Origin of the sequence: Sinorhizobium sp. NFACC03, from assembly GCF_900103435.1 — a bacterium.
Lineage (GTDB): Bacteria > Pseudomonadota > Alphaproteobacteria > Rhizobiales > Rhizobiaceae > Ensifer.
Genome location: NZ_FMXF01000001.1, coordinates 467,301 through 491,434 on the forward strand (window position 1 = coordinate 467,301; position 24,134 = coordinate 491,434).

Sequence of the window (24,134 nt, forward strand, 5' to 3'; positions counted from 1 at the left end):
GGAGTCAGCCACATATAGCCCAGCGCAACTCTTGAGGAACAGAATGGCTTTTTTGGCGCAATGCGGCAAGAAAATCCTGTCGGTCGTCCCGGTAGGGTTGAGGTCCCGTCAGCTTACCCGGTCGATGCAGAAGTCGATCACTTCCGTGAGCGCCGACTTCCAGGGGGACGCCGGCAGCGGTGCCAGCGCATCGCGGGCAATCGTGCCGTAGTGCTGGGCGCGCGCGATGGTGTCGCTCAAGCCGCCGTAGCGCTTGATTAGGCCGAGCGCTTTTTCGAGGTTCTGATCGCTGCTGTCGCCGCCTTCGATCGCCTCGCGCCAGAAGGCCCGGTCTTCTGCCGTTCCGCGGCGGTAGGACAGGATCACCGGAAGCGTGATCTTTCCTTCGCGGAAGTCGTCGCCGACATTCTTGCCGAGGTCGCTCGACGAGCCGCCGTAATCGAGCACGTCGTCGACGAGCTGGAAGGCGAGGCCAAGGTTCATGCCGTAGGATTTCAGCGCATTGCGGTCGGATTTGCTCGTCTGGGCGACGATCGGTCCGACTTCGGCGGCAGCGGCAAAGAGTGCCGCGGTCTTCGCGCGAATGACCTGGAGATAATCGTCCTCGGTCGTTTCCATGTTCTTGGCGACGGAAAGCTGGAGAACTTCACCTTCGGCGATGACCGAAGCCGCCGTCGAGAGCACGTCGAGCGCGTCGAGCGAGCCGACATCGACCATCATGCGGAAGGCCTGGCCGAGCAGGAAGTCGCCGACAAGAACACTCGCCTGGTTGCCCCAGATCGTGCGCGCGGTGGACTTGCCGCGGCGAAGGTCGCTTTCGTCGACGACATCGTCGTGCAGCAGCGTCGCCGTATGCATGAACTCGACGCTGGTGGCGAGCTTGACGTGGGCGTCGCCCTCGTAACCGAACATCGAGGCGGAAGCGAGCGTCAGCATCGGGCGCAGGCGCTTGCCGCCGGAAGAAATCAGGTGGTTGGCGACCTCGGGAATCATCTGAACGTCGGAACCGGCCTTCGACAGGATGAGCTGGTTGACGCGCTCCATGTCCGGCGCTGTCAGGTCGACGAGCGGCTTAACGGACGCCTGTTTGTTTTTGCTGTCTTCCAGCGGTATCACTACGCCCACACCGGGACTCCTGTTTTCATTGTCGCTTTCGACAATAGGAAGGGGTGTCCCGTGCGGCAAGAGGCGAATTGTCCCGCTTGCTGAAATAGGACAGGAAAAACCGCCGGATGAAGGAATTGATCCGTACCAACGATGCCGTCGTGCTCTCCTTTGCCGAGAGCCTGATGAAGGATGCCGGCATCGCAAGTCTCATCGCCGATCAGGGGATGAGCATTCTGGAAGGCTCGCTCGGCCTGCTGCCCCGCCGTTTTCTGGTCGCGGACGAGGACGCGGAAGCCGCGCGGCGGATATTGATCGACGCCGGGCTCGAGGCGGAGTTGCGGTCGTGAACTCGGACCCAGTGCTGGCGGCCGCAACCGAAACCGTCGATGCCTTCCATCGCGGCAAGTTCCATGTCGTTCAGCCGCTGGGGCAGGGACATCGCTCGGGCATGGACGCGATGCTGCTGGCATCGCTCGTTTCCTCGGATCATCCCTGCCGCATCGCCGATCTTGGCGCCGGTGCGGGCGCCGCCGGCATGGCCGTCGCTTCGCGGATCGCAGCTGCGGAGGTGGTGCTGGTGGAGCGCTCACCGATCATGGCGGAGTATGCCCGTCGCAGCCTGCTGCTGGCTGAGAATGCCCGCTTTGCTTCGCGGGTCTCGGTGCTGGAGGCCGATGTCTCGCTTGCCGGCAAGGCGCGTGTCGCGGCGGGTCTGGCGGATGACAGCTTCGACCACGTGATCATGAATCCGCCCTTCAACGACGCTTCCGACCGAAAGACGCCGGACAGCCTCAAGGCTGAGGCCCATGCGATGAGCGACGGGCTCTTCGAGGTCTGGGTGAAGACGGCCGGTGCGATCATGAAGCCGGGCGGGCAACTGTCGTTGATTGCCCGGCCGGAATCGATCGCCGAGATCATCGCCGCCTGCGGCCGCCGCTTCGGCGGCATCGAGATCACTGCGCTGCATCCGCGTGTCGGCGAAAACGCCGTGCGCATCCTGGTGACGGCGATCAAGCAGAGCCGCAAGCGGCTGGTGTTGCGCGCGCCACTCGTCATGCATGAGGAGGGGCATCGCTTCGCTGATCATGTCGACGATCTCAACAACGGTCGTGCCGCCTATCGCCGCCGCTGATTTACCGTATGCGGCATTGCGTTTGTCGTGGCAGTGCATACATGCCATGGATGGGCCAATACATTTGGCCATCGGAGCGGCATGAGGAAAGGTGCCATGCCGTTTTCCTCACGCTGCTCCAAAGCGATCCAGTAGGCAGGAGTTGAAATGAAGGCGTTCCTGAGACGGTTGTTGCCGAGGCGATTTCGCAGGGAAGGCGTGACGATCCCCGTTGTCCGGCTTCACGGTGCGATCATGGCTGGCGGCGGGCAATTCCGGCCGGCGCTCAACCTGGCAACGGCGGCACCGCTTCTGGAAAAGGCCTTTGCAATCAAGGAAGCGCCTGCGGTTACGATCTCCGTCAATTCGCCCGGCGGCTCCCCGGTGCAGTCGCGCCTGATCTATCAGCGTATCCGGGACCTCGCCCAGGAGAAGAAGAAGCGCGTCCTGATCTTCGTCGAGGACGTTGCAGCGTCCGGCGGCTACATGATCGCACTCGCCGGCGATGAGATCATCGCCGATCCTACCTCGATCGTCGGCTCGATCGGCGTCGTTTCCGGCGGTTTCGGCTTTCCGGAGCTGCTGAAGAAGATCGGCGTCGAACGACGCGTCTATACCGCCGGCGAAAACAAGGTGATGCTCGACCCGTTCCAGCCGGAAAAGGAGCAGGACATCGCGTTTCTGAAGAACCTGCAGCTCGACATCCATGATACCTTCATCCAGATGGTGAAGGCGCGTCGCGGACAGATGCTCGCCGATGATCCGGATATCTTCTCCGGCCTTTTCTGGACTGGCCGGCGCGGATTGGAACTGGGGCTAATCGACGGTCTCGGCGATCTGCGCGGCGAGGTGAAGAAGCGTTACGGCGACAAGGCGCGGCTCGAACTCATCCAGCCGGTGCGCAGCCTTTTCGGCCGCCGGCAGACCGGCACGGCCGTTGCCGGCGCCCTTGTCGAGCCCTTGGCGGCGTCGGCGGCAGCGGGTCTTGCCGAAGCAATCGAGGAAAGGGCATTGTGGGCGCGGTTCGGGCTTTGAGCCCAAGCAATTCCAGCGAAATTGTACGACGGTTTCGCATCCGGAATTGCGTAGAACATGAGATAGGGCGTTTCGACGACTGAATTTGATCGGAAGCGCCCTGGCTCACGCGTGATGTCCTTGGAGGAAAAATGCCGCAACTCATCCTGCTCCTGATTGCAGGTTTCGTCTTCTGGCTCGGCTACCGCAAGTTCGTGGCCGATGCGCAGAAATTGACGCGCCAGCGTGAACAGACCCGCCGCGAGGAGCGGACCGGGGCGCAGGGCACGCTGGTCCAGGATCCGGAGACCGGTGAGTACAGGCTGAAACGCGACGACGAGTAGCGAGATCAAAGGGCGCGGAGGCTCCGGCGCGTCTAATTGGCGGGCCGGCGCTGTAGTTGCTTGACCCTTCTCATCAGGCGTGGCACCTGTCCGGCTCAATTTTTATGAAGAAATCCGGACGCGATCCATGACCACTCTGCCCGATCATATGAACCCGAAGCGCTCGTTTCAGGCCCTGATCCTGACTTTGCACAACTACTGGGCCGACAAGGGTTGCGCCGTCCTGCAGCCCTACGACATGGAAGTGGGCGCCGGTACCTTCCATCCGGCAACGACCCTGCGCGCGCTTGGTCCGCGCCCCTGGCGTGCCGCCTATGTGCAGCCGTCGCGTCGCCCGACCGACGGCCGCTACGGCGAAAACCCGAACCGCCTGCAGCACTACTATCAGTACCAGGTGCTCTTGAAGCCGAACCCGTCCAACCTGCAGGAGCTCTATCTCGGCTCGTTGGAGGCGATCGGCCTCGATCCGCTGCTGCACGATATCCGCTTTGTCGAGGACGACTGGGAAAGCCCGACGCTCGGCGCCTGGGGCCTCGGCTGGGAGTGCTGGTGCGACGGCATGGAAGTGTCGCAGTTCACCTATTTCCAGCAGGTCTGCGGCATCGAATGCTCGCCGGTTTCCGGTGAACTGACTTACGGTCTCGAGCGTCTCGCCATGTATGTGCAGGGCGTCGACAACGTCTACGACCTGAATTTCAACGGCCGCGAAGGCGCCGAGAAGATCAGCTATGGCGACGTCTTCCTGCAGGCGGAACAGGAATATTCGCGCTACAATTTCGAATACGCCAACACCGCCATGCTGCATCAGCACTTCATCGATGCCGAAGCGGAGTGCCAGGCATTGTTGGCCGCCGGCGCACCAGGCGATCACAGCAACAATCAGCTGCACAAATGCGTCTTCCCCGCCTATGACCAGTGCATCAAGGCGAGCCACGTGTTCAACCTGCTCGATGCCCGTGGCGTCATCTCGGTCACCGAACGCCAGAGCTACATCCTGCGCGTCCGAGCGCTGGCCAAGGCCTGCGGCGAAGCCTTCCTGCTGACCGACGCTGGCGGCGCGAACTTCAACCGGGACGCGGCTTGATCACGCAACCGTCCGGCCTCGTCGTTCACATCAACGGCTGGCCGGGAACCGGCAAGCTGACGATCGCGCGCCATCTGGCCGAAAGGCTGGGCGCGCGGCTTGCCGACAACCACACGCTGATCAATCCGGCCGAGGCGCTGTTTGCGCGCGGCACACCGCTCTATCGATCGCTGCGCGCGGCGATCCGTGAGAGTGTGTTGGACCATTTGGCGAGGGCGCCAGGGGAACAATCCTTCGTCTTTACCGATGCGCTCTCGGATGACGCCTCCGACACCCGCGCCTTCGAAGACTACGCCGAGCTTGCGCGCCTGCGCGGCGCCCGCTTCGTTGCGGTCGTCATCGATTGCGATGTCGAGGAAAATCTCAAGCGGCTGACAAGGGCCGGACGGTCAAAGCAACACAAGCTGACCGATCCTGCGATCCTTTTGGACCTTAGGGCCAGACACAGATTGCTGCGGGGCAATGGTCATGCGGTTGTCGAGATCGATGTGACGACGCTTGGCGCCAATGAGGCCGCCGAGCATATCGCCGGCCGTATCTTTGCGTGATCAAACAACATTGACGATGGCGGCAGCGTTGTTGGCCTGGTCCAGGGTGGGGTAGGCGCCGGTGTAGATCTGACCCGCATAGGTCTGTAAGGCGCGACGAACACCGACCGGCTTTTCCTCTGCGATGGACACGTTCGCATAGGCAACGAAAAGCGCCGTGAAGGCGATTGCGTTGATGAGGGGTGCGAACGTTTTCATGACCTTAGCTTCGTTTTCCAGGAGTTGCTCTCTGGATTGGAATATGGCTGAAGGTCAGCAATGCTGCCGTTCCCGTTGGAACAGGGATTGGACGCCGCACGCGAACACTGTGTTCACGAGGGGGAATGCGCATTGTCTCCGTTTGAAGCGACAGTTGGGGAGGAGTGCGTTTCTCCGCGCAATTGCGGTAGAAAGGCCTTTGCAGCTTGAAAGCCGGTGCTAATCTCGGCCGGGCAATTTTGGAGGGCACCCTATGATCGGTCTGGCAATCGCCGTCGTCGTGATCCTGTATCTGGTTTTCGTCTATAACGGTCTCGTCAAGGCGCGGCAGATCGCCGAGGAGGCCTGGTCCGGCATCGATGTGCAGTTGAAGCGTCGTGCCGATCTCATCCCCAACCTGATCGAAACCGTGAAGGGCTACGCGGCGCACGAGAAGTCGACTCTCGAAGAGGTGATCGCCATGCGCAACCGGGCGCAAGCGGTGCCTGCAGGCGATGTCGAGGGGCGAGCGCAGGCCGAAGGCGCGCTGTCCCAGGCGCTCGGCAAGCTGTTCGCGCTTGCCGAAGCCTATCCGGATCTGAAGGCCAACGAGAATTTCGCCGAACTGCAGCGCTCACTGGAGACGATCGAGGGCGAGATCCAGATGTCGCGCCGCTATTACAACGGCGCTGCCCGCGATCTCAACGTCAAGGTCGAGAGCTTCCCGTCGAACCTGATCGCCAACGCCTTCCGTTTCGTCAAAGCCGGCTATTTCGAGATCACCAACGAAGCCGATCGCGCGGTGCCGCAGGTCAAGTTCTGAGCTTTTCCCATCCGCGGTTCCGATCGCCACGAACATCCCGGCCGCGGGCTCCCGCCGCAGCTCATTCGCATCAAGAGACCTATTCGATGACCACCGATACCATGAAGAAGCTGACCATCCTGCCGACCGACCATCCGCTTCGCGGCCATGTGCGCCCGCCGGGCTCGAAGTCGATCACCAACCGCGCGCTTTTGCTGGCCGGCCTTGCGAAAGGCACGAGCCGATTGACGGGTGCCTTGAAGAGCGACGACACCCGCTACATGGCGGATGCACTCAGGGCGATGGGTGTCGAGGTCAGCGAGCCGGATGAAACCACATTCGTCGTGACCAGCACGGGCAAGCTGCTCCCGCCGGCTGCACCGCTGTTCCTCGGCAATGCCGGAACGGCGACGCGCTTCCTGACGGCGGCGGCCGCTCTCGTCGATGGCACAGTCGTCGTCGACGGCGACCAGCATATGCGCAAGCGCCCGATCAAGCCGCTGGTCGAAGCACTCGGCGCCCTCGGCGTCGAGGTTACCTCCGAGACCGGCTGCCCGCCGGTCACCGTCAAGGGCACCGGCGGCTTTCCGGCCGGCCGCGTCGTCATCGATGCCGGCCTTTCCAGCCAGTATGTCTCTGCCTTGCTGATGGCGGCTCCGGGCGCCAAGGGGCCTGTCAGCATCGAGCTTGCCGGCGACGAGATCGGCGCGCGTGGTTACATCGACCTGACGGTTGCCGCCATGCGCGCCTTCGGGGCCGAAGTCGAGCAGGTGAGCCCGTCCGTCTGGCAGGTCGCCCCGACCGGCTATCGTGCGGCGGACTATGTCATCGAGCCTGACGCGTCGGCTGCAACCTATCTCTGGGCGGCGGAAGTGCTGACCGGCGGCGCCATCGATCTCGGCGTCCCGGCAACAGCCTTCTCCCAGCCAGATGCGCGCGCTCATGCAGTGATCTCAAGCTTCCCGAACCTGCCTGCTGTCATCGACGGTTCGCAGATGCAAGACGCGATCCCGACGATTGCGGTGCTCGCCGCCTTCAACAACACGCCGGTACGCTTCGTCGGTCTCGCCAATCTGCGCGTCAAGGAATGCGACCGCGTGCGCGCGCTTTCGCTGGGCCTGACAGCGATCCGGCCGGGTCTTGCGCATGAGGAAGGCGACGACCTCATCGTCTCGTCCGACCCGGGTCTTGCCGGCCAGACCCTGCCGGCATCGATCGACACCTTTGCCGATCATCGCATCGCCATGAGCTTCGCGCTTGCCGGCCTGAAGATCCGCGGCATCACCATCGAGGACCCTGGCTGCGTCGCCAAGACCTATCCGGCCTATTGGGACGCGCTCGCATCCCTCGGCGTCGAATTCACCGGCGACCGGCCGTGATCGAGAGCGGATGAGGAAAAGTGTATGCGGTTTTCCGCCCGCATCCCGCTCTAACTTATCAAATCGCCGCGCCTTGACCCCCAACCGGAACTTGACCCTCAACCGGAAGAAAGCTTGATCCGCATGGCCCGTCTCGCTGCCGCATTCGCCATTCTGGTTCTTTTGCTGGCGACGGCGGGCATCGGGCGGGCGGAGGAGGTCTTCTCCGCCTATCGCTCCGTCATCGACCTCGCCAAGGACGGCACGATGACCGTGACGGAGACGATCACGGCGACGGTCGAGGGCAACAAGATCCGCCGCGGCATCTATCGCGACCTGCCTTTGACCTTCACCGATGCGAAGGGCAAGCGCAGCAAGGTCGACTTCGAGCTGCTATCGGTCGAGCGCGATGGCGAGGAGGAGCCCTACCGCACGGAGTCGATCAGCGGCGGCGTCCGCATCTACACCGGTTCTGCCGAGGTGTTTCTGGACCCGGGTGAGCATACCTTCCAGTTCACCTACGAGACCGGCCGGCAGATCCGTTTCTTCGACGATCACGACGAACTCTACTGGAACGTGACCGGCACGGAGTGGGACTTCCCGATCGACGAGGCGAGCGCCACGGTGACCCTGCCGGAAGGCGTTAGGGTGGAAGCACTCGATTTCTTCACCGGCGGCTACGGCGCGACCGGCAAGGACGCCCGAGGCTCGCGGGACGGCAGCGAGATCTTTTTCGCCACCACCCGCCGTCTCGATCCGCGCGAAGGGCTGACGATCGCCATCAAGATGCCGAAGGGCAGCATCATCAGGCCGTCCTCCAGCCAGGAGAACGCCTGGTGGCTGCGTGACCACCTCGCGCTTGTCATCGCCGGTGCCGGGCTCGTCCTCGTCCTCATCTATTACAGCCAGGCCTGGTTGCGGGTCGGGCGTGACCCGGACCGCGGCGTCATGGTGCCGCGCTGGGATCCGCCGGAAGGCATCTCGCCGGCGCTGGTCAACTACATCGACAACAAGGGTTTTTCCGGCGAAGGCTGGACCGCACTGTCGGCGGCAGCACTCAACCTCGCGGTCAAGGGCCACGTGGTTCTCGAAGATCTCAAGAACGCCATCGTCATCGCCGCCACCGGCAAGGGAAGCAACGAAAAACTGCCGACCGGCGAAGCGGCCGTCATGAAGGCGGTCAATGCGGCCGGCGGCACGCTCACGATCGATCGCGCTCATGGCACACGAGTGCAGGCGACCGGTGCGGATTTTCGCAATGCCATGGAGCGCGAGCATCGCGGCAAGTACTACCTGGCGAACAGCGGCTACATCGTCGCCGGGGTCGTCCTGTCGGTCCTGGCGGTCGCGGCGGTCTTCCTCTTCGGCGATCTCAGCGAAGACAGCCTGCCGCTGGTAATCGTTCCCGTCTTCATCGCCTTCTTCGTGTCGATCCTCGCCGTCTCATTCGGCAAGTCGCTGCGCCGTGAGAAGAGCCTGATGAGCCGGATCATGTCGATCGTGGTGGTCGCCTTCATCGGCTTCGTGGCCCTCACGATCTTCTCGGCGATCCTCGCAGCCGTCTTCTACTCGGCAGCCGAAACCGATGAGTTGCCGCTGTTGTTCGTGATCGGCGCCATCGTCCTCGTCAACGTGTTGTTCTTCTTCCTGATGGGTGCGCCGACGCCGCTCGGCACGCGGATGATGGATGGTATCGACGGGCTTAGGCAGTACATGACGCTCGCCGAAAAGGACCGGATGAACATGCAGGGCGCGCCTGAAATGTCGCCCCGGCATTTCGAGACGCTTCTGCCCTATGCGGTAGCGCTCGGCGTCGAGAAACCGTGGACAGAGACCTTCGATCGATGGCTGCTCGCCGCCGCGGCGGCGGCGGCCGCCTATCAACCGAGCTGGTATCACGGCGACGGCTTCGGCTCGAGCACCTTCGGCGACCGTATCGGCGGATTTGCCGGTTCGATGGCGGACACGATGACCTCGTCCCTGCCTCCCCCGCCCAAATCGTCATCGTCAGGCTTTTCGACCGGCGGCGGCTTCTCCGGCGGCGGCGGTGGCGGTGGCGGCGGTGGTGGTTGGTGAATCCGCAGCGCGCTCGGGCATAGAAAGCCAAAATCATCGCGGCGCTTGGTGACAATGTTGCCAGAGATTGCTAAGTCCGCCGCAACCGTCAGGAACAGAAAAAGTCGCTCCCATGCCCGATCTTCTTATCGAACTCCGCTCCGAGGAAATTCCTGCCCGCCTGCAGCGCAAGGCGGCCGGCGACTTCAAGAAGCTGCTGACCGATGCCCTGGTCGAGGCGGGCCTGACCTATGAGGGTGCGCGCGAATATTGGACGCCGCGCCGGCTGACGCTCGATATCCGTGGCCTCAACGCCCGCTCCGCCGATATTCGCGAAGAGCGCAAGGGCCCGCGCACCGACGCCAACGAGAAGGCGATCGAAGGCTTCCTGCGTGGCGCCGGTCTCTCCTCGATCAGCGAGGCGCATGTCCACAGCGATCCGAAGAAGGGCGATTTCTACGTCGCCCATATCGTCAAGCCGGGCCGTCCGGCCGAAGAGATCATCGCCGAGGCGATGCCCGGCATCATCCGCAATTTCCCCTGGCCGAAGCCGATGCGCTCCGGCGTTGCGTCGGCAAAGCCCGGTGCGCTTCGCTGGGTCCGCCCGCTGCAGTCGATCGTCTGCACCTTCGGCTCGGAAACCGAGGAAACGCATGTGATCCCGTTTGAAGTCGACGGCATCGTTGCCTCGAACGTCACCTATGGGCACCGTTTCCAAGCGCCTGAGGCGATTACGGTTCGCCGCTTTGCCGACTACGCCGAGAAGCTCGAAAAGGCGAAGGTCGTCCTCGATGGCGAGCGCCGCAAGGAAATGATCCTTGCCGACGCGCGTAACGTCGCCTTCGCCAATGGCCTGGAGCTCGTCGAGGACGAGGGTCTCCTGGAAGAGGTCTCCGGCCTCGTCGAATGGCCGCAGGTGCTGATGGGCAGCTTCGAGGATGCCTATCTCGAAATTCCCTCGGAAATCATCCGTCTGACCATCAAGACCAACCAGAAGTGTTTCGTCACCCGCGCACCTGGCGCCGAAACGCTCTCCAACAAGTTCATCCTCGTTTCGAACATCGAGGCGAAGGACGGCGGCAAGGAGATCGTGCACGGCAACGGCAAGGTCGTGCGCGCCCGCCTTTCGGACGCCGCCCATTTCTGGCACCGCGACCAGGGCAACCTGCCGGATCTCGAAACGCTGGAAGCGTCCGCGGAAAAGTTCGCTCTCGATCTCAAGAAGCCGCTCGACCAGCGCATGGCCAAGCTCGACGCGCTGAACGTCACCTTCCACGCCAAGCTCGGCACGCAGGGCGAACGCGTCGCCCGCATCCGGGCGCTGGCCGCCGAACTCGCCAAGGTGACCGGCGCGGATCAGAAGCTCGTCGACCGCGCCGTGGTGCTCGCCAAGGCGGACCTGCGCACCGAAGCGGTCGGTGAATTCCCCGAGCTTCAGGGCATCATGGGTCACAAATACGCGCTGCTTCAAGGCGAAGAGCAGTCGGTCGCCGATGCGCTCGAGGATCACTACAAGCCTCAGGGCCCGTCCGATCGCGTGCCGACCGATCCGGTGGCGGTGACCGTCGCGCTTGCCGACAAGCTCGACACGCTGGTCGGCTTCTGGGCGATCGACGAAAAGCCAACCGGCTCGAAGGATCCCTATGCGCTTCGCCGCGCGGCACTCGGCGTTATCCGCCTGATCCTCGAAGGCAAGGCGCGCCTGGCGTTGCTCCCGGCCTTCGAAGCCGCGCTCGTTGCTCTCCGAGCACAGAAGCCGGCGCTTGCAGGCGACGTTTCCGCCGATCTGCTCTCCTTCTTCCATGACCGGCTCAAGGTCTATCTGCGCGATCTCGGCGCCCGTCACGACCTGATCGACGCGGTTCTGACGTCGGATTCGGACGACCTCCTGATGATTGCCCGCCGCGTCGAGGCGCTAACGGCGTTCATCACCGACGAGGAAGGTCGCAACCTCTTGGCCGGCACCAAGCGTGCGACCCAGATTCTCGCGGCCGAAGAGAAGAAGGGAACGACCGTCGCGGACGCCGTCGATGCCGGCCTCTTCCGTCTCGATGCCGAAAAGGCGCTGCACCAGGCCGTCGAAACCGGCTCGGGCGAAGCGCGCAACGCGATCGCCAAGGAAGACTTCCGCTCGGCGATGGAAGCGCTGGCAAGGCTGCGCGAGCCGGTCGATCAGTTCTTCAACGACGTTCTGGTCAATGATGACGATGCCGCGATCCGTGCGAACCGCCTGGCGCTGCTTGGCCTGATCCGTTCGGCAACCGGCACTGTCGCGGACTTCTCCAAGATCGCAGGCTAAGGCGAAAAGGTCGGCTCCCGGCTCCGGAAGCATCCGCTGTTGCTCCCGCACAAACGTTCAAGCGGGTCGCCGTGAGGCGACCTATAACCTGTCTCCATCACGCAGATGGAGACAGCCGATGGATACCGCGACGAGGACCCACAAGCCGATCAATTTCGCCGAAAAACTCTCGCTCTTCAGCGATCAGTGGCAGCCGCGCGTCATTGCCGAACTCAATGATTATCAGTTCAAGATCGTGCGTATCGAGGGCGACTTCATCTGGCATGATCACAAGGATACCGACGAGGCGTTCATCGTGCTTGAAGGTACACTGCGCATCGATTTCCACGACGGGTCGGTGACGATTGGGCCAGGAGAGATGTACGTCGTGCCGAAGGGCGTCGAGCACAAGCCCTATGCGGAGCGCGAGGTGAAGATGCTGCTGATCGAGCCGCGCGGCACCCTCAACACCGGCCATGAGGGCGGCGAACGCACGGCGGAAAACGATCGCTGGATCTGACGCGCGTGGCTGCTCACTGCATGTCTCAAATCGACCTCGATTTGAGGACGAATTCATGCAGCGCGGCGCTGTAGGGTCGGGATCGCGCTTGATGACCATCCCGCCTCGGAGTAGGAAGGCATATGCCCGCAAAGATCCTCGTCAGCGCCTGTCTCATGGGCCATGCCGTCCGTTATGACGGTCAGTCGAAACCGCTCCTTCATCCGGCGATCGATCGCTGGCGCGCCGAAGGCCGTCTCGTGACCATCTGTCCGGAAATGTCTGCCGGCATGCCGGTGCCGCGCCCGCCAGCGGAAATTGCTTCAGGCGCCGTCGGCAAGGATGTGCTCGAAGGCGAGGCGAGGGTGGTGGAGATCACCGGCCGCGACGTGACCGAAGACTTCGTGCGGGCCGCCGAAAACGCGCTTGCGCTGGCGAAGGAAACCGGCTGTCGTTTTGCGCTGCTGATTGATGGCAGCCCGTCCTGCGGACCCGGCTTCGTCTATGACGGCAGCTTTTCCGGCGCTCGCCATCCGGGCGAGGGTGTGACGGCAGCATTGCTCGCCGGCAATGGCATCGAAGTCTATTCGGACAGGCAGATCGAGGCGCTGGTCGCGCGGATCGAAGGATTGGAAGGCCCATAATAAAAGATTGCGCCCCTGCTTCTCTCAGGGGCGCAATCTCTCGCTGTGCAGCGAAACGCCCGTCAGCCTTGCATGCAGGGGACAGCTGAGCGGGGCAGGGAACTTTCCCGATAGGAGATCAGTCTAGCCGAAGTTCGAGGGTGGACGGATCAAATTGCTGTGAGCCGTCTTCGGTCGGCGGTGCAACTGAGCCGCCCATGGAGGCGCCGATCGGCGTGACCGCGGCGGTCTTTGCGGTCTGGTCGATCGCGATCATCTTCGCGTCGTCCGCCACCGGGTTCTGGTCGTCCGCATTCGTCGAGACGACGACCGTCGGGGAGGCATCACTGTCGGCGGAAGCCGCCTTGATGATCTCCTGCGAAGGCTTGCTGACAAAGACGACCGGGGAGCCACCGAGCCAGGCTTCGGTGCGCACCATCTTCATCTCGCCGTTGATTTTCTTGAGCTCGACCGTTTCGTCGCCCGCAGCGATCGTGGGTACCACATAGGTCACCTTCTTCTTCGACTGCAGCGGCGGGCACGCGGCGCAGGAGACGGTGGCGACACTGGCGTTGTCGGTCGTGCCCGACGCGAGCGCCTCGATCGACGACGCCTCTGCGTTGCCGGCGGCAAGCCCGAGGACGGTGGTGATCAGCAACAGGCGCATACGCTTTCTCCCGCAATTGTTAGCGGCGAGAATATGCGCACTCCCTTACTTTCCCGTCAGGAGAATTGGTAAAAATAGAATGATCCGGAAATGAGTTCCGCTCCGGATCACGCTTTCTCGCGTGCAACCGCACGCCAGCCGATATCGTGCCGGTAGAAGCCGTTGTCCCAGGAAACGGCCGAGACCGCCGCATAGGCTCTGTCCTTGGCCGTGCCTGCATTTGCGCCCGTTGCGGTGATGTTGAGCACGCGGCCACCGGTCGCGACCAGGGCGCCATCCTTCATCGCTGTGCCAGCGTGGAACACCTTGGTGGTGGCCGAGGCCACGGGCAGGGCGGTGATCGGCGTGTTCTTGGCGTAGCTGCCAGGATAGCCCTTGGAGGCCATCACGACGGTCAGCGCCGTCTCCTCGCGCCAATCGGCCACCATGCCTGCGAGCGTGCCGCTCGCCGCGGCATAGAGCAACGGGAGAAGATCGCTCTTCATCCGCATCATCAGCACCTGGCATTCCGGGTCGCCGAAGCGGACATTGTATTCGATTAGCTCCGGGCCCTTGGCGGTGATCATCAGGCCGGCAAAGAAGACGCCGGAAAAGGGATGGCCGCTTTCCGCCATGCCGCGCATCGTCGGCTCGATGATCTCCTTCATCGTGCGCTCGATCATCTCGGCCGTCATGACCGGAGCGGGCGAGTAGGCGCCCATGCCGCCGGTATTCGGCCCGGTATCGCCGTCGCCGACGCGCTTGTGATCCTGCGCGGAGGCAAGCGCCAACGCGGTCTTGCCGTCGCACAGGCAGAAGAAGCTTGCTTCCTCACCATCGAGATAGGCCTCGACCACCACTTCGGCGCCGGCAGCACCAAAAGCGCCGGCAAAACAATCGTCGACGGCAGCGAGCGCCTCATCGAGCGCCATGGCGACGGTGACACCCTTGCCGGCTGCCAGGCCATCTGCCTTGATCACGATGGGCACACCCTGGGCGCGCACATAGGCCTTGGCGCTTTCGGCATCGGTGAAGCGGCCATAGGCGCCGGTCGGAATGTCGTAGCGGGCGCAAAGATCCTTGGTGAAGCCCTTGGAGCCTTCGAGCTGGGCGGCGGCGGCAGACGGGCCGAAGACGGCGATGCCGGCTGCGCGCAGGACGTCGGCGAGACCGGCGACCAACGGGCCCTCAGGACCGACCACGACGAAATCGATTGCTTCCTTGCGGCAGAAATCGGTGACGGCCGCATGATCGTCCGTGTCGAGCGCGACGATGACAGCTTCTTCGGCGATGCCGGGATTGCCCGGTGCCGCGTAGAGCTTCGTCAGTTTGGGAGACTGCGCAATCTTCCATGCAAGGGCGTGCTCGCGCCCACCCGATCCGATGAGAAGAACCTTCATTGCAGCCCCCGATATCCCGAAATTGCTGCGCTGCGGTTAGGACGGCAGGGCGGCAAGGTCAAGGGAAAACGGGAGTCCGGGCAGCGATTCCCGCAATCGCCACCGTTCAGGCGATGGCCTGCCGAGTTTGTACGTCATCCAGCCCTTCGTCGTGCGCGTAGCGGGCGGTGCGCGTCAGCGCCCAGATGCCGAGATCTCCGATCGGCAGCGGCTTGCTGATGAGATAGCCCTGGAACAGATCGCAACCGGCTGCGGTCAGCATCGAAAGCTTCTCTGGCGTGTCGATGCCTTCGCCGACGACGGCGACGTCCTTGGCGTGGCAGAGCGCGATGAGCGCCTTGAGCACCGGCAGCGACTGCGACGCGGTCAGGTTCGAGACCAGCGCCCGGTCGAGCTTGATCGTGTCGGCCGTGTATTCGATGATCTGCTGCACGGACGTGTAGCCGGCGCCGAAATCGTCGATCGAAAGGCGGAAGCCCTTCTGGCGCAGGGCATCTATGTTGCGGCGAAGCTGGTCGCTGAACTTGACGGCGAAGGTTTCGGTGAGCTCGATCTCGATCGAACGCGCCTCCAGCCCATGTTGCTCCAGGCAGTCAGAGAAATGGTCGGCAATCGCCTTGGAGTGCAGTTCGGCCGAGGAGATGTTGATTGCCAGCACCGTTTCCGGGCCGAACAGCGCCTTGAGCTGCCGGCAATCGGACATCGCCTTGTTGATCACCCACCAGTCGATCTTGGTGAAGAGGCCGGAGCTTTCGGCGATTGGCACGAATTCATCCGGGGTAACATTGCCGAGGACGGGCGAGTACCAGCGCAGCAGCGCTTCGCAGCCGGTGACGCGGCCTTCGGTGTCGACCATCGGCATGTAGACGAGATGGAACTGTTCGTCCGGATCGAGCGCGCGCAGCTCGTCCTGGATCTGGCGCAGCCGCGTGCGCTTATCGTGAAGCGCGCGCGAGAAACGGGCCGAACGATTCTTGCCGCTGGTCTTCGCCTGATACATCGCGGCATCGGCATTCGAAATCAGCTCGGCAAGGTTGGTCGCATCGTCCGGGCAGATCGCCGCGCCGATGCTTGCGGTCACCGGATAGCGTTTGTCGGAGACTTCGAAGCCGTCCTCGAACAATCCCAGAATGGCGGCCGAGATTTCCCGGACCGTTCCGTCGCCGGGTCGCGATCGCACGAAAACGGCGAATTCGTCGCCGGAGAGGCGGGCAAGAATGGCCGGCTTCTGGCCGCGCCGCTTGGTAATGGCATCGACACGCTCGCCGATGCGGACGGCCAGCGTCTTCAGGAGCTCGTCGCCGATCTCGTGGCCGTGCTTGTCATTGACGAACTTGAAGTTGTCGATGTCGATAAACAGCAGGCTGCACTTCTCGCCGGCGGCGATTGCCTCGCGCACGGCGCCGGCGGCAAGCGCGTTGAAATGGCCGCGGTTGCTGATGCCGGTAAGGGTGTCGGTCCAGGAACTGCGTTGCACGAGTTTCAGCGATTGCACCGACTGCCGATGCAATTCGCGGATATTTTCCGTCAGCCGCCCGATCTCGCCTTTCTCCTCCATGTCGCGGATCTCGTCGCGCGCGCCCACCATCACCGCCATCACGTTGGCGTCGAGGCTTGCGATCGGGTCGGTAATGAAGCGGCGGATCAGCATGATGATCAGCCAGATCGAGAACAGGCTCATCGCCACGGCGCCGAGCGCCAGCAGGATCTTCTGCCTGGCCAACAGCGCATCGAAATGTTCGCTCGAAACCGTGAGCGTCGCATAGAGCGAGGGCCCGAGATGAACGCTTGCCGAAAGGTCTTCGGTAATCGCCAGCGGCCAGGGCTGGAGCACGATGTCGGAGCCGTATTCCTTCTTCAGTGCCTGCTGCATGTCGAGGAAGCGGTCCGGCTGGATCGCGACCTGGACGAGCAGAGCGCTCGATTTCTTGCTCGGCAGCGGCCGGGTGAAGGCGACCGGATCGAGGAAGAAGGAATAAACGATGCGTGGTCTTTGTCCCGCTTCGTAAAGATAGGTCCAGTCGGCGAGCGTGTCTTCGCGGATCAATCGACGGGCGAGGTTGAGCTGGGCCTCGTCGATCTGGGCGAAGGGGTCCCAGCTGTTTTCGAAATAGTAGTCCGTCTTCAGATCGGAAGTCAGCAGCGCCAGCGACACGTAGCCCGTCGGGTCGTCCAGGAGTGATTTGATGCTTTCCTGCAGCCTGACACCAAGCGCATTGGCGCGGTAGTTCTCGTCCGTCTCTGAAACATACTGGCGCAGCGAGTTGCCGTTCAAGAGCGCATTGAGGAAGCCCTTGCTGCGGCCGATCTCGTTCTGGAAGACGGCGGCCGCATGTTCCAGGCGCTGCGACAGTTTGGCGTGTTCGAGCGCGCGGATGGAGCGGCTCTGCGTGACGTGGACCGAGACTGCCGCCAGTAGGTAGCCAGCGAGAACGACGGGGAAGATCAGGATGAGCGCGCGTTTGCCGAGATTCACTGGAAGTTCGCCAATGTGCTGATGATGCGCCGGCGCAATTGCACCGACTCTGTGGACAGTTCCTGTTGATACTGGCTCTTGGCCAGGATGTCGGGTGAGGGGTAGATGGCGGGGTCGGCGCGGACTTCTTCCGGCAGGAGCGCATAGGCTGCCCGGCTTGCCGTCGGCATGTTGAGCGCCAGCGCGTTCGCGGCAGCACTGCCGGGCGAGCCGAGATAGTCGAGGAGAGCGAGCGCGCGGTCCTTGTTCGGGGATTTGGCGACGACCGACATGCAATCGAGCCAGGAAAGCGTGCCTTCCTTGGGAACGGCGTAGCGCCAGACGCCGGGCGTACCTGCCTTGTCGTTCAGCACGTGCTGGTCGCCGCTGTAGCCCAGCGCCATGTAGATGTCCTTGCTGACCGTCGGGTTCTGGATCGAGCTGATGATATATTCGTAGGTGAGCACCGAGGGCGCCTGTTCCTTCATCAGGCCGAAGGCGGCCTTCAAGGTGGCGCTGTCGTTGGTGTTGATCGATTGGCCGAGCAGCATCAGCGGCGCGACGAAGGCCTCGTTGTGGTCGTCGTACATGGCGACATGCTTGGAGAGTGCCGGGGTTGGGCGCATGAGATCCTGCCAGGAGGCCGGCGCCTCCCGAACGACGTCCGATCGGTAGAGGATGCCCATCGTGCCCCAAAGATAGGGCAGGCCTCGGCCCGAGCAGCGCTTGCGCCAGCTTTCGTCATAGTCCCGGAGCGAGGCGACGTTGGTCTCGTCGAGCTTTTCGAGCACGCCCTTGCGACCGAAGAGGGCGGCGCTGTTTTCGCCGGTTACCACCAGGTCGACGCGGCTGTTCGGGTCGGCCAGCACCTCGTCGCGGGTGTCGCCGCTATCGTAATAGACCTGGTGCACCGCGACGCCTGTTATCGACGTCCAGCGATCAAGGATCTTCTGGTCGATATAGGATTCCCAGATCAGCAGGTTCAGGGTCTCGGCCGGTGCCGCCGTTGCAAATAGCAACGTCGCCAGAAAGGCCGGAATCGCCGTTCGCCCCTGCATTCTATACCCCTGCCCAAGCCCGTCAGACGACCGTAGCGCGCAAAAATTGATGAATGATTACGTGGGGCTGCGACGGGGATGGGGTGTCGCGTGCTGCTTGTGGCGCAAGACGAAAACCGGGCGCCGCATGGCGGCGCCCGGTGAAAACGGAAGCGATTTCGGCGCGAAGAGCCTATCGCGCGGGGATCTTCGGCAGCAGGATCGTGAGGATGCCAAGCAGCGGCAGATAGGAGCAGATGGTGTAGACGAACTCGATGCCCTGCCGGTCGGCAAAGATGCCGAGCACGGCCGCGCCCATGCCGCCGAAGCCGAAGGCGAAACCGAAGAAGACGCCGGCGATCAGCCCCACGCGACCCGGCACCAGCTCCTGGGCGAAGACGACGATTGCCGAGAAGGCCGAGGAGAAGATCAGGCCGATGATGATCGACAGGACCCCGGTCCAGAAGAGGTTCGCATAGGGCAACAGCAAGGCGAAGGGGATGACGCCGAGGATCGAGAACCAAATGACGAAGCGGGCGCCGTAACGGTCACCGATCGGCCCGCCGAGGAAGGTTCCGGCCGCGGCCGCGCCGAGGAACAGGAACAGCATGAGCTGCGCCTGCTGCACGTCGATGCCGAACTTCTCGATGACGAAGAAGGTGAAGTAGCTGGAGATGCTCGCCATGTAGACGTTCTTGGTGGCGGTCAGGAGCACGAGCACGGCGACCGCCCACATGACCCGCCCCTTCGGCAGCGGAAGGGCACGGCTCGGTGCCGGCCGGCTCATCGTGGTGCGGCGATGGCGCACATACCAGGTGCTGACCCAGGAGAGCACGAAGAAGCCGATGATCGCGACGATCGAGAACCAGCTGAGGCTTCCCTGGCCGAAGGGAATGACGATGAAGGCGGCAAGCAGCGGACCCATGGCGCTGCCGGCATTGCCACCCACCTGGAAGAGCGATTGCGCCAATCCGTGGCGACCGCCGGAGGCGAGGCGGGCGATGCGCGACGATTCCGGATGGAAGATCGCCGAGCCGATGCCGATCAGGCTCGCGGCCACCAGCAGGACCCAGAAATCATGCGCATTCGCGAGCAGGATCAGGCCGCTGCAGGTCGAAAGCATGGCGAGCGGCAGCGAATAGGGCAGCGCCCAGCGGTCGGTGATGATGCCGACGGCCGGCTGCAGCATCGACGCCGTCAGCTGGAAGGTAAAGGTCAAGAGGCCGATCTGCACGAAATCGAGCGAATAGTTCGCCTTGAGCAGCGGATAGAGCGCGGTCAGCAGCGACTGCATGATGTCGTTCAGCATATGGCAGAAGCTGACAGCCAGGATGACGGAGAAGGCCGTCTTTTCCGGCGAGATCCCGGAAGTTGAGGTCACGGTAGACATGGGTGATTCCTTGCCGTCTCGAAGGTTGTATGCGGCAAGGGCTATCTGTACTGAGGTTGCGATTGGCCTGCTTTTGTGATCTGGTCGATTTCTTTCGTGAGTGGGCCAAATGCCGATCCGCCGATATCCCTTGCCGCAGCTTCCCGATGACGATCACTTCCGGAACCTCGATTGGGTCGAGACGGGAAACGCCCCGGTGCTGGCGCTCGGACGAGACTATAGCGCCGGTCTTCTGGTTCCCTTCCACAGCCATACGCGCACGCAGCTCTGGTGGGCGCGCGGCGGCGTCGTGCTGATGCGCACCGAGCGCGGGCGGTGGATGGTTCCGCCCGGCCATGCCCTGCTGATCCCGGCCGGTATGGAGCACTCGGCCGAGATGATCAGTGACGTGCGCATGCACTCCATCTACTTCGCGCCGGAACTGCTGCGCGCCGAACGGCCGATGGTCATGGAAATCAATCCGCTCGCCGGCAGCCTTGTCGATGCGCTCGTCAGCGTCGAGAACGAGACGATGTCGGAGCGGCGCGAACAACTGGTCACGGATCTGCTTCTGGAAGAAATCGGCCGACTCCAGGAACGCCCGCTCGGCCTGCCGTTTCCGCGCGACGAGAAGCTCGCGGCGCTGTGCCGACAGTTCCTGCAGGCGCCATCGGCGGCAGCGAGCATCGACCAGTGGGCGGATCGCATGCGCCTCAGCCGGCGATCATTCACGCGGTTCTTCCGCAAGGAGACGGGCGTTAGCTTTGTCACCTGGCGCCAACAGGCCTGTATCTTCGCTTCCTTGCCGCTCCTTGCCGATGGCGAGCCAATCACCAATGTGGCCCTTGATGCCGGCTATGAGAATGTCGCGGCCTTCACCACCATGTTTCGCCGCATGCTCGGCAGCCCGCCGAGCGTCTATCTCAAGACCTATCTTGGCCAGTGACCGGGGTTCGCCAACCGGGTATGGCAAAGGAAGGTTGAATTGACCTGGTTAACGGAATCGTAGGAACAAGCCGCAATAAACCGCCCTCGTGTCGTTCCTGCCCACCTCCCTCCTTCGGCGCAGCGGCACGGTCAAACTTCGCCCCGGCGAATGATTCTTCCGGAGTTGTTTCTTGCGTATCCGTTCTCTCGTCCTCCTTTCTGGAACCCTTTTGCTGTCGGCCAACGCCGCCTCTGCCGCTGACGGCCAGTATTTCTGGTCCGGCGACTGGTATCTGAAGGTCGGTGCCACCGGCTTCCTCGGCCCGAAGTATGAAGGCGCCTCGAAGCGCATGTTCCAGGCCGCGCCCCTGATCTCGCTCGGCAAGGCCGGCAGCTCGGTCCGCTTCTCCTCGCGCAACGACAACATGTCCTATGCGCTCGTCGACCAGGGAAGTTTCCGTGCCGGTCTCGTCGGCAAGCTGATCTTCGAGCGCGACGCCAGCACCTCCAGCGACCTGAAGGGCCTCGATCCGATCAAGTTCGGCGGTGAAGTCGGCGGCTTTGCGGAGGTTTATCCGACGGACTGGCTGCGGGTGCGCGCCGAAGTTCGCCAGGGCATTCGCAGCCACCACGGTATCGTCGCCGACGTTGCGGCCGACGCCCTCACCGATGTCAGCAGCAATGTCCGCATCTCCGGCGGTCCACGCCTGACCGCTGCGACCAGCGACTACTACGGCGCCTATTATGGCGTGAACGACCGCGAGTCTGCCGCATCCGGCCTCGCCACGTATTATCCGCATGGCGGCGTCGGATCCGCCGGCGTCGGCGCCGCGATCACCTGGCAGGCAACGGAGAAGCTTGAGACGAGTGCCTATGCCGAGTATCGGCGCCTGCTTGGCCCTGCCGCCGATTCCAGCCTCGTTCAAGAGCGTGGCAGCCGCAACCAGGTCCTGGTCGGTCTGTCGGCGACCTACCGCTTCGACTTCACCCTTCCCTGACATTGCGCTGGTCCGGCGCCGCGACGATCTCGCCGCTTGACCGGCCGGACGGGCGGCGTCAAACAGGGGGATGAACACGTTCTCCGCCGATTCCGGCCGCGTCCACGACGCGCCCTCCAACAACTGGGTTTATCGCGTGCTGCCGCGTGCGCTCTGGCCCTATGCGCAGCTTGCCCGTTGGGATCGTCCGATCGGCTGGCAATTGCTGCTGTTGCCCTGCCTCTGGTCCGTGGCGCTGGCGACGGGCGCAGCGGCGGGCACCGAAGAATTCTCGTTCGGCCGCTTCCTGTATCATTGCTTCCTGTTCACCGCCGGCGCGATTGCCATGCGCGGCGCCGGGTGCACCTACAACGACATCGTCGACCACGACATCGATATGGAGGTTGCGCGCACCCGCTCGCGGCCGCTGCCGTCGGGACGCGTTTCGCGTCTTCAGGCGAAGGTGTTCATGGTGCTGCAGGCGCTCGTCGGCCTTGTCGTACTGCTGCAGTTCAATACTTTCTCGATCGTGCTCGGCATTCTGTCGCTCGCGATCGTGGCGATCTATCCCTTCGCCAAGCGGTTTACCGATTGGCCGCAATTCTTCCTGGGCCTCGCCTTCTCCTGGGGCGCGCTGATGGGCTGGGCGGCCGCGTTCGGTACATTGTCGCTGGCAGCCGTGCTGCTCTACGGTGCGGCGATTGCCTGGACGATCGGCTATGACACGATCTACGCCTACCAGGACCGGGAGGACGACGAGCTGATCGGCGTGCGTTCGACGGCAAGGCGGTTCGGCGAAAATCCGCGGCCGTGGCTGATCGGCCTTTATGGCATCGCGACGCTGCTGTTGCTTATGTCCTTCGTGGCTGCCGGTGCCGGCGCCATTGCCTATATCGGACTTCTGATTGCGGCGGCGATGCTGACCTATCAGATCCTGGTGCTGAACATCCACGATCCGGCGCAATGCCTGGCGCTGTTCAAGTTCAATGGGGTCGTGGGCCTGATCATCTTTGTCGGCCTGGTGCTGGCGTTTCTTGTTCGCCTGATATGAAAAATCCTCCGTCGCGGCGGAGGATCCTCTTCATGCATTCGGTCCGTCCCGCCTCTGCATGTTTCCTTAAATCCTAGTCGGTTTAAGGATAAAAACATGCAGCCCTGAAATTGCTACAGCGACCTTTGCGCGTCTGAAAAGACGCGCGGCGCTGTAGTGGCGGGCCGCAAAAGCTTCAGGCCCAGCTGATCTCGCGGGCGGCCTTGCGCTCCTTCGCCTCGTGACGCGCACGGAAGCTGGACAGGATGACAGCAACGGCGGCGGCGATATGCTTGCGCATCGGGTTTCTCCTTCTTTCGTGATCTTGGCTATGAACCCGATATGGCACGAAGAAGGCGGCGGAGCTGTTTCCGTGGGAACATCTCGAGCAATCCCAGAAAACCTGTGAAATGGCTTGCCGTCCGCAACGGCATCCCAAAATCGGCAGCCCCAAAATCGGCAGCGCGGAGATCAAACGACAACAGCCGGCCGCAGGGAACGGCCGGCTGTCGCGCTGGAGGTGCTGCTGCGAATTAGCTGCGGGCGATGATCTCGCGCCCGTCGATCTTCATGTGAACGCCAAGCGTGCCGGTGGAACGGCGCACGAGGAAACGCGGCCGGCGCTCGGCGAAGAAGGAGTGGCGGCGCCGCGGCTTGACCGGCGCGGTGCGCACATCGCCGAGATGCTCTTCGAGGGGCCTTGCGACGCCATCCGCTTCGACCATCAGCATCGGAATGCGATAGGCCTCCGCCCAGGCGCGCCAGTCGGCCGCGATATCGGACAGGTCGTGTGCGACGAGCAGCGGAACGCAGAGGTCCGGGTCGTCGTGATGAAGTTCCAGCGTCACTGTAACGTCTCCGTCGCCGTGATCGATCGCGCGAGCCGCGACCCCTTTGAATGCCCGCGCCGGCAGTGCGATCGAAAGCGGCAGGCCGCTCGATGGTAGCACCTTGCGCAGAACTGCGCCACGCTCGTCCAGGCTGATCGTGACATTACCCGTGTGACCGCGCAAGGCGTAGCTTGCCTGCTGTGGAAAGCGCTTCGGATCAAGACGGAGCGTGTTTTCGACCCATGCGGGTTGAGAGAGTGTGTTGCGCATTTCAATCGCCCTTGTTTTTCCTTGAGAGCCGTTTCCGGTCTTCTCGTCGGGACTTTTTCGTCCTCTATGGGCTGAGAATAGGCGCCCCCCTTTCCGAACGGCTTAAGAATCGCGGTTAAGAAAACTTTGCGTTTTTCGATGGTTAGCAAAAGCCGACCGCTCAGGGTTTCCGTTTCGTCAACGGGTTGGACGG

General features: G+C 63.0%; 23 protein-coding genes. 15 read left to right on the forward strand and 8 right to left on the reverse strand.

Features of this window, described 5'->3' with window-relative positions:
• Positions 1 to 108 precede the first annotated feature (108 nt).
• Positions 109 to 1,125: a polyprenyl synthetase family protein gene (locus tag BLU35_RS02260; RefSeq protein WP_058320418.1), complete on the reverse strand. Its 1,017-nt coding sequence runs from the start codon at positions 1,123 to 1,125 to the stop codon at positions 109 to 111.
• A 107-nt stretch (positions 1,126 to 1,232) separates the two neighbouring features.
• Between BLU35_RS02260 and BLU35_RS02265 the strand changes: the two genes are divergently transcribed.
• The 6 genes from BLU35_RS02265 to BLU35_RS02290 all read left to right on the forward strand — a co-directional run bounded on the left by BLU35_RS02265 (position 1,233) and on the right by BLU35_RS02290 (position 5,208).
• Positions 1,233 to 1,454: a putative signal transducing protein gene (locus BLU35_RS02265; protein ID WP_057250796.1), complete on the forward strand. Its 222-nt coding sequence runs from the start codon at positions 1,233 to 1,235 to the stop codon at positions 1,452 to 1,454.
• Positions 1,451 to 2,239, forward strand: a complete 789-nt coding sequence (locus BLU35_RS02270) for a tRNA1(Val) (adenine(37)-N6)-methyltransferase (RefSeq protein ID WP_057250794.1) — start codon at positions 1,451 to 1,453, stop codon at positions 2,237 to 2,239. The genes BLU35_RS02265 and BLU35_RS02270 overlap by 4 nt, the downstream gene beginning before the upstream one ends.
• A gap of 147 nt (positions 2,240 to 2,386) precedes the next feature.
• A complete protein-coding gene (locus BLU35_RS02275) occupies positions 2,387 to 3,253 on the forward strand; it encodes a S49 family peptidase (RefSeq protein WP_057250793.1) in 867 nt (288 codons plus the stop codon).
• 131 nt (positions 3,254 to 3,384) lie between these two features.
• Positions 3,385 to 3,576 (forward strand): hypothetical protein, encoded by a 192-nt coding sequence (locus tag BLU35_RS02280; RefSeq protein ID WP_057250790.1) that lies wholly within the window; start codon positions 3,385 to 3,387, stop codon positions 3,574 to 3,576.
• A gap of 127 nt (positions 3,577 to 3,703) precedes the next feature.
• On the forward strand, positions 3,704 to 4,660 hold the full coding sequence (locus tag BLU35_RS02285) for a glycine--tRNA ligase subunit alpha (protein WP_093232042.1): 957 nt from the start codon (positions 3,704 to 3,706) through the stop codon (positions 4,658 to 4,660).
• Positions 4,657 to 5,208 carry an AAA family ATPase gene (locus BLU35_RS02290; protein ID WP_057250785.1) on the forward strand — a complete coding sequence of 184 codons (552 nt, stop codon included), beginning with the start codon at positions 4,657 to 4,659 and terminating at the stop codon, positions 5,206 to 5,208. The genes BLU35_RS02285 and BLU35_RS02290 overlap by 4 nt, the downstream gene beginning before the upstream one ends.
• Here BLU35_RS02290 and BLU35_RS02295 read toward each other — a convergent pair whose 3' ends face one another.
• A complete protein-coding gene (locus BLU35_RS02295) occupies positions 5,209 to 5,406 on the reverse strand; it encodes a hypothetical protein (RefSeq protein WP_057250783.1) in 198 nt (65 codons plus the stop codon).
• Between the two features lie 253 nt (positions 5,407 to 5,659).
• Between BLU35_RS02295 and BLU35_RS02300 the strand changes: the two genes are divergently transcribed.
• The 6 genes from BLU35_RS02300 to BLU35_RS02325 all read left to right on the forward strand — a co-directional run bounded on the left by BLU35_RS02300 (position 5,660) and on the right by BLU35_RS02325 (position 13,021).
• Positions 5,660 to 6,208: a LemA family protein gene (locus BLU35_RS02300; RefSeq protein ID WP_057250782.1), complete on the forward strand. Its 549-nt coding sequence runs from the start codon at positions 5,660 to 5,662 to the stop codon at positions 6,206 to 6,208.
• A gap of 86 nt (positions 6,209 to 6,294) precedes the next feature.
• Complete coding sequence (locus BLU35_RS02305; RefSeq protein ID WP_057250780.1) at positions 6,295 to 7,566, forward strand: 3-phosphoshikimate 1-carboxyvinyltransferase; 1,272 nt, start codon at positions 6,295 to 6,297, stop codon at positions 7,564 to 7,566.
• A gap of 123 nt (positions 7,567 to 7,689) precedes the next feature.
• Entirely contained in the window at positions 7,690 to 9,621 is a 1,932-nt protein-coding gene (locus tag BLU35_RS02310; protein WP_093232043.1) for a DUF2207 domain-containing protein, read from the forward strand.
• Positions 9,622 to 9,733: 112 nt separating this feature from the next.
• A complete protein-coding gene (glyS, locus tag BLU35_RS02315; RefSeq protein WP_093232044.1) occupies positions 9,734 to 11,899 on the forward strand; it encodes a glycine--tRNA ligase subunit beta in 2,166 nt (721 codons plus the stop codon).
• A gap of 118 nt (positions 11,900 to 12,017) precedes the next feature.
• Positions 12,018 to 12,398, forward strand: coding sequence for a cupin domain-containing protein (locus tag BLU35_RS02320; RefSeq protein WP_093232045.1), 381 nt, complete (start codon positions 12,018 to 12,020; stop codon positions 12,396 to 12,398).
• Between the two features lie 122 nt (positions 12,399 to 12,520).
• Positions 12,521 to 13,021, forward strand: coding sequence for a 2-thiouracil desulfurase family protein (locus tag BLU35_RS02325; protein WP_093232046.1), 501 nt, complete (start codon positions 12,521 to 12,523; stop codon positions 13,019 to 13,021).
• A gap of 118 nt (positions 13,022 to 13,139) precedes the next feature.
• Here BLU35_RS02325 and BLU35_RS02330 read toward each other — a convergent pair whose 3' ends face one another.
• The 5 genes from BLU35_RS02330 to BLU35_RS02350 form a co-directional block, all read right to left on the reverse strand.
• Entirely contained in the window at positions 13,140 to 13,667 is a 528-nt protein-coding gene (locus tag BLU35_RS02330; protein ID WP_093232047.1) for a plant virulence effector HPE1-like domain-containing protein, read from the reverse strand.
• A 107-nt stretch (positions 13,668 to 13,774) separates the two neighbouring features.
• Positions 13,775 to 15,046, reverse strand: a complete 1,272-nt coding sequence (gene purD / locus BLU35_RS02335) for a phosphoribosylamine--glycine ligase (protein ID WP_093232048.1) — start codon at positions 15,044 to 15,046, stop codon at positions 13,775 to 13,777.
• Positions 15,047 to 15,152: 106 nt separating this feature from the next.
• The gene (locus tag BLU35_RS02340; protein ID WP_093232049.1) at positions 15,153 to 17,522 is read right to left on the reverse strand and encodes a putative bifunctional diguanylate cyclase/phosphodiesterase; all 2,370 of its coding nucleotides are present in this window, start codon (positions 17,520 to 17,522) and stop codon (positions 15,153 to 15,155) included.
• Entirely contained in the window at positions 17,519 to 18,559 is a 1,041-nt protein-coding gene (locus BLU35_RS02345; protein WP_093232050.1) for a polyamine ABC transporter substrate-binding protein, read from the reverse strand. The genes BLU35_RS02340 and BLU35_RS02345 overlap by 4 nt, the downstream gene beginning before the upstream one ends.
• A 172-nt stretch (positions 18,560 to 18,731) precedes the next feature.
• Positions 18,732 to 19,928, reverse strand: a complete 1,197-nt coding sequence (locus tag BLU35_RS02350) for an MFS transporter (protein ID WP_058320406.1) — start codon at positions 19,926 to 19,928, stop codon at positions 18,732 to 18,734.
• 109 nt (positions 19,929 to 20,037) lie between these two features.
• Here BLU35_RS02350 and BLU35_RS02355 point away from each other — a divergent pair, with 109 nt between their 5' ends.
• The 3 genes from BLU35_RS02355 to ubiA all read left to right on the forward strand — a co-directional run bounded on the left by BLU35_RS02355 (position 20,038) and on the right by ubiA (position 22,862).
• Complete coding sequence (locus BLU35_RS02355) at positions 20,038 to 20,853, forward strand: AraC family transcriptional regulator (protein ID WP_057250763.1); 816 nt, start codon at positions 20,038 to 20,040, stop codon at positions 20,851 to 20,853.
• Between the two features lie 172 nt (positions 20,854 to 21,025).
• Positions 21,026 to 21,832: a MipA/OmpV family protein gene (locus tag BLU35_RS02360; RefSeq protein WP_093232051.1), complete on the forward strand. Its 807-nt coding sequence runs from the start codon at positions 21,026 to 21,028 to the stop codon at positions 21,830 to 21,832.
• A gap of 70 nt (positions 21,833 to 21,902) precedes the next feature.
• On the forward strand, positions 21,903 to 22,862 hold the full coding sequence (gene ubiA / locus BLU35_RS02365; protein WP_093232052.1) for a 4-hydroxybenzoate octaprenyltransferase: 960 nt from the start codon (positions 21,903 to 21,905) through the stop codon (positions 22,860 to 22,862).
• Positions 22,863 to 23,374: 512 nt separating this feature from the next.
• Here the strand turns inward: ubiA and BLU35_RS02370 are convergent.
• Positions 23,375 to 23,941 (reverse strand): DUF6101 family protein, encoded by a 567-nt coding sequence (locus BLU35_RS02370; protein WP_057250756.1) that lies wholly within the window; start codon positions 23,939 to 23,941, stop codon positions 23,375 to 23,377.
• Positions 23,942 to 24,134 lie beyond the last annotated feature (193 nt).

Bases quoted from the DNA above. Each gene is read 5' to 3' on its own strand.
- BLU35_RS02265 (WP_057250796.1), top strand. From the start codon at position 1,233: ATGAAGGAATTGATCCGTACCAACGATGCCGTCGTGCTCTCCTTTGCC.
- BLU35_RS02275 (WP_057250793.1), top strand. From the start codon at position 2,387: ATGAAGGCGTTCCTGAGACGGTTGTTGCCGAGGCGATTTCGCAGGGAA.
- BLU35_RS02280 (WP_057250790.1), top strand. From the start codon at position 3,385: ATGCCGCAACTCATCCTGCTCCTGATTGCAGGTTTCGTCTTCTGGCTC.
- BLU35_RS02285 (WP_093232042.1), top strand. From the start codon at position 3,704: ATGACCACTCTGCCCGATCATATGAACCCGAAGCGCTCGTTTCAGGCC.
- BLU35_RS02295 (WP_057250783.1), bottom strand. From the start codon at position 5,406: ATGAAAACGTTCGCACCCCTCATCAACGCAATCGCCTTCACGGCGCTT.
- BLU35_RS02300 (WP_057250782.1), top strand. From the start codon at position 5,660: ATGATCGGTCTGGCAATCGCCGTCGTCGTGATCCTGTATCTGGTTTTC.
- BLU35_RS02305 (WP_057250780.1), top strand. From the start codon at position 6,295: ATGACCACCGATACCATGAAGAAGCTGACCATCCTGCCGACCGACCAT.
- BLU35_RS02310 (WP_093232043.1), top strand. From the start codon at position 7,690: ATGGCCCGTCTCGCTGCCGCATTCGCCATTCTGGTTCTTTTGCTGGCG.
- glyS (WP_093232044.1), top strand. From the start codon at position 9,734: ATGCCCGATCTTCTTATCGAACTCCGCTCCGAGGAAATTCCTGCCCGC.
- BLU35_RS02320 (WP_093232045.1), top strand. From the start codon at position 12,018: ATGGATACCGCGACGAGGACCCACAAGCCGATCAATTTCGCCGAAAAA.
- BLU35_RS02325 (WP_093232046.1), top strand. From the start codon at position 12,521: ATGCCCGCAAAGATCCTCGTCAGCGCCTGTCTCATGGGCCATGCCGTC.
- BLU35_RS02330 (WP_093232047.1), bottom strand. From the start codon at position 13,667: ATGCGCCTGTTGCTGATCACCACCGTCCTCGGGCTTGCCGCCGGCAAC.
- purD (WP_093232048.1), bottom strand. From the start codon at position 15,046: ATGAAGGTTCTTCTCATCGGATCGGGTGGGCGCGAGCACGCCCTTGCA.
- BLU35_RS02345 (WP_093232050.1), bottom strand. From the start codon at position 18,559: ATGCAGGGGCGAACGGCGATTCCGGCCTTTCTGGCGACGTTGCTATTT.
- BLU35_RS02350 (WP_058320406.1), bottom strand. From the start codon at position 19,928: ATGTCTACCGTGACCTCAACTTCCGGGATCTCGCCGGAAAAGACGGCC.
- BLU35_RS02355 (WP_057250763.1), top strand. From the start codon at position 20,038: ATGCCGATCCGCCGATATCCCTTGCCGCAGCTTCCCGATGACGATCAC.
- ubiA (WP_093232052.1), top strand. From the start codon at position 21,903: ATGAACACGTTCTCCGCCGATTCCGGCCGCGTCCACGACGCGCCCTCC.
- BLU35_RS02370 (WP_057250756.1), bottom strand. From the start codon at position 23,941: ATGCGCAACACACTCTCTCAACCCGCATGGGTCGAAAACACGCTCCGT.